At 73.9% G+C, this 3017-nt stretch carries 2 protein-coding genes; both read left to right on the forward strand.

Annotated features, from left to right (window positions below):
* The first annotated feature begins 51 nt into the window (after positions 1-51).
* Complete coding sequence (locus tag FNH04_RS43905; RefSeq protein ID WP_322725605.1) at positions 52-1407, forward strand: FAD-dependent oxidoreductase; 1356 nt, start codon at positions 52-54, stop codon at positions 1405-1407.
* 89 nt (positions 1408-1496) lie between these two features.
* Positions 1497-2858, forward strand: coding sequence for an MBL fold metallo-hydrolase (locus tag FNH04_RS43910; protein WP_322725603.1), 1362 nt, complete (start codon positions 1497-1499; stop codon positions 2856-2858).
* Positions 2859-3017 lie beyond the last annotated feature (159 nt).

Here is a 3017-nt window from a genome sequence, read left to right on the forward strand (position 1 = left end):
CGGACGGGCAGTGGGGGCCGTAGCGGCACGACGGAACGTCACGCGATCGTCGTGGGAGGCAGCCTCGCGGGGCTGCTCACGGCCCATGTGCTCGCCGGGCACGCGGACCGGGTGACCGTCGTCGAACGCGACCGGTACCCGGAGGGGATCGGCCCTCGTCCCGGGGTGCCGCAGAGCCGTCACCCGCACGCCCTGCTGGAAGGCGGACAGCAGGCCCTGGACGCCCTGCTGCCGGGGTTCACGGACGAGCTGCGCGCGGCGGGCGCGCCCCGGGTCGGCTTCCCGGCGGACATGGTGCAGTGGCAGATCGGCCACTGGTTCCGGCGGGTCCCGGCGTCGACGCACGTCTTCACCGGCTCGCGCCCGCAGATCGAGGAACTGGTACGGCGCCGGGTGCTCTCCCATCCGGCCATCACCACGCTCCAGTCGACGGACGTCGTGGGTCTGCTCGGTGACGCGTCGCGGGTAAGGGGCGTGCTGGTGCGCGAGCGCGGCGAGGACGCCCGCACGGAGGAGCGCCCCTTGGAGGCGGACCTCGTCGTGGACGCCTCCGGGCGCGGTACGAAGGCCCCGCGGTGGCTCACCGCGCTCGGCGCCGAGGCCCCGCACGAGGAGACCATCGACACCGGGCTCGCCTACTCCTCACGGGTCGTCCGCGACACCGGCGGGACCCTGGGCGACGGCACACGGGGCTTCTACGTCATCCCCAACCCCGAGCAGACGTACGGGTTCGTCGTCCTGCCCCTGGAGAACGGCAGCCATCTGGCCACTTTCTCGGGCCTGCGCGGTGACGAACCGCCCACGGACGACGACGAGTTCGTGGCGTACGCCAAGCGACTGCCGCACCCCTTCCTGCACCACTGGATGCGCGAGGCCGAGCCCCGGTCGAAGGCGTTCGGCTTCCGGAACACGGCCAACGTGCGACGCCGCTACGACCTGCCCGGCCTGCGCCCCGCGGGCTTCCTCGCGACGGGCGACGCCCTGTGCGCGTTCAACCCGATCTACGGCCAGGGCATGGCCGTGGCCGCGATGACCGCCGTGGCGCTGCGCGACGCGCTCGCCGACCCACGCCGGACGCCGACGACACGCCGTGTGCAGCAGGCCCTCCTCGCGGCGTCCCGGCAGGCATGGGACATCTCGGCCGGGTCGGACAAGAACATGCCGGGCGCCATCGGCAACGCGGTCGGCGCACGGGCCGTGGACCGGCCCGTCCTCTGGTACCTGCGCCGGGTCCAGCAGCGCACACCCGGCGACCCCGTGGTGGGCGACGCCTTCCGCTCGGTCCTGTCGCTGAGGGCGCCGGTCACCGCCCTGTTCGCCCCGAGGGTGGCCCGGGCCGTCCTCTTCGGCCCGGCCGCGCCCACGCCCACCGAGCCCCCGATGACCCGGGAGGAGCCGGGCGCCTGACGGCGTTCCGTACGGATCCACCGGGACGTTCCGCACGGCCGGGGTACCCGCGCAGGTGACATGGCGGAGGGAGTGAGAGGAGCGCCCACGTGTTCTTCGTCGACACCATCGAGCTGGAAGGGCTCGGCAACCGCAGCTATCTCGCCGGCGGCGCGCACACGGCCGTGGCGGTCGATCCGCCCCGGGACATCGACCAGGTGATCGCGGCGGCCGTACGGCGAGGTGTGCGCGTCTCCCATGTGGCCGAGACACACATCCACAACGACTACGTCAGCGGCGGCCTGGAACTGGCCCGCGTCACCGGCGCCGCCTACCTGGTTCCCGCCGCCGCGGACGTGTCGTTCGAACGGGTCGCCGTGCACGACGGCGACACCGTGGAGATCGACTCCGATCTCACGCTGCGCGCCATCACCACCCCGGGGCACACACCGCACCACACCTCGTACGCCCTGCAGGAGGCCGGGGCGGGTGTCACGGCCTTCACGGGCGGCTCCCTGCTCATCGGCTCCGTCGGCCGGCCCGACCTCGTCGAGCCGCGTCTGACCGAGCGGCTCGCCCGTGCCCAGCACACCTCCGCGCACCGGCTCGCCGTGGAGCTGCCGGACGAGACGCCGGTCCTGCCGACGCACGGGTTCGGCAGCTTCTGCTCCTCCGGGCAGGCGGAGGGAGACACCACGACGATCGGCAAGGAGAAGGCCGGCAACCCGGCACTCGTGCAGGACGTCGACACCTTCGTCGCCGAGCTGCTCGCGGGCCTGGAGGACGTGCCCGCCTACTACGCGCACATGGGCCCGGCCAACGCCTCCGGCCCGGAACAGATCGACCTGACCCCGCCCGCGGTCGCCGACGCCGAGGGGATCGCCGCGCGGCTGGCCGCGGGGGAGTGGGTGGTGGACCTGCGCAACCGGGTCGCCTTCGCCGAAGGGCATGTGGCCGGATCCTTCAACTTCGAGGCCGGCGGCAAGGTGGCGACCTATCTGGCGTGGCTGATCCCGTGGGGCAAGCCGGTGACGCTGCTCGCCGAGTCGCCGGAGCAGCTGGCCGCCGCCCAGCGCGAACTGGCGCGCGTCGGCATCGACCGTCCGGCCGCCGCTGCCGTCGGCGGTCCCGCCTCCTGGCTGCGCGACGGCGAAACGCCCGCCTCCTTCCCGCGCGCCACCTTCGCCGACCTCGCCGGACGGCATGACGACGAGAGCGTCGTCGTCCTGGACGTGCGCCGGGACTCCGAGCGGGCGGGCGGCTATGTCGCAGGGTCCGTCCACATCCCGATCCACCTGCTGCACCGGCGGATCGGCGAGCTTCCCGCCGGAGAGGTCTGGGTGCACTGCGCGAGCGGTATGCGCGCGGCCATCGCCGCGTCGCTGCTCGACGCGGCGGGCCGCGAGGTCGTCTCCGTGGACGACGAGTTCCCCGCGGCGGCCGAGGCGGGACTGACGGTCAGGGCCGGCTGAGCAGCCCTGAGGGTCTGCTGGGCACGTACCCGGCCGACTCCCCGGGGCGCGGCCCGCGGAGGGGCCGTGTACGGGAGGGCCATGTACGGGAGGGCTATGTACGGTTGGCCTTCGGCCGACCGCGCTGGTCCGGGGTTCCGTGCGGGGGCGGGCTGTGGG

This window comes from Streptomyces phyllanthi, from assembly GCF_009377205.1.
Lineage (GTDB): Bacteria > Actinomycetota > Actinomycetes > Streptomycetales > Streptomycetaceae > Streptomyces > Streptomyces phyllanthi.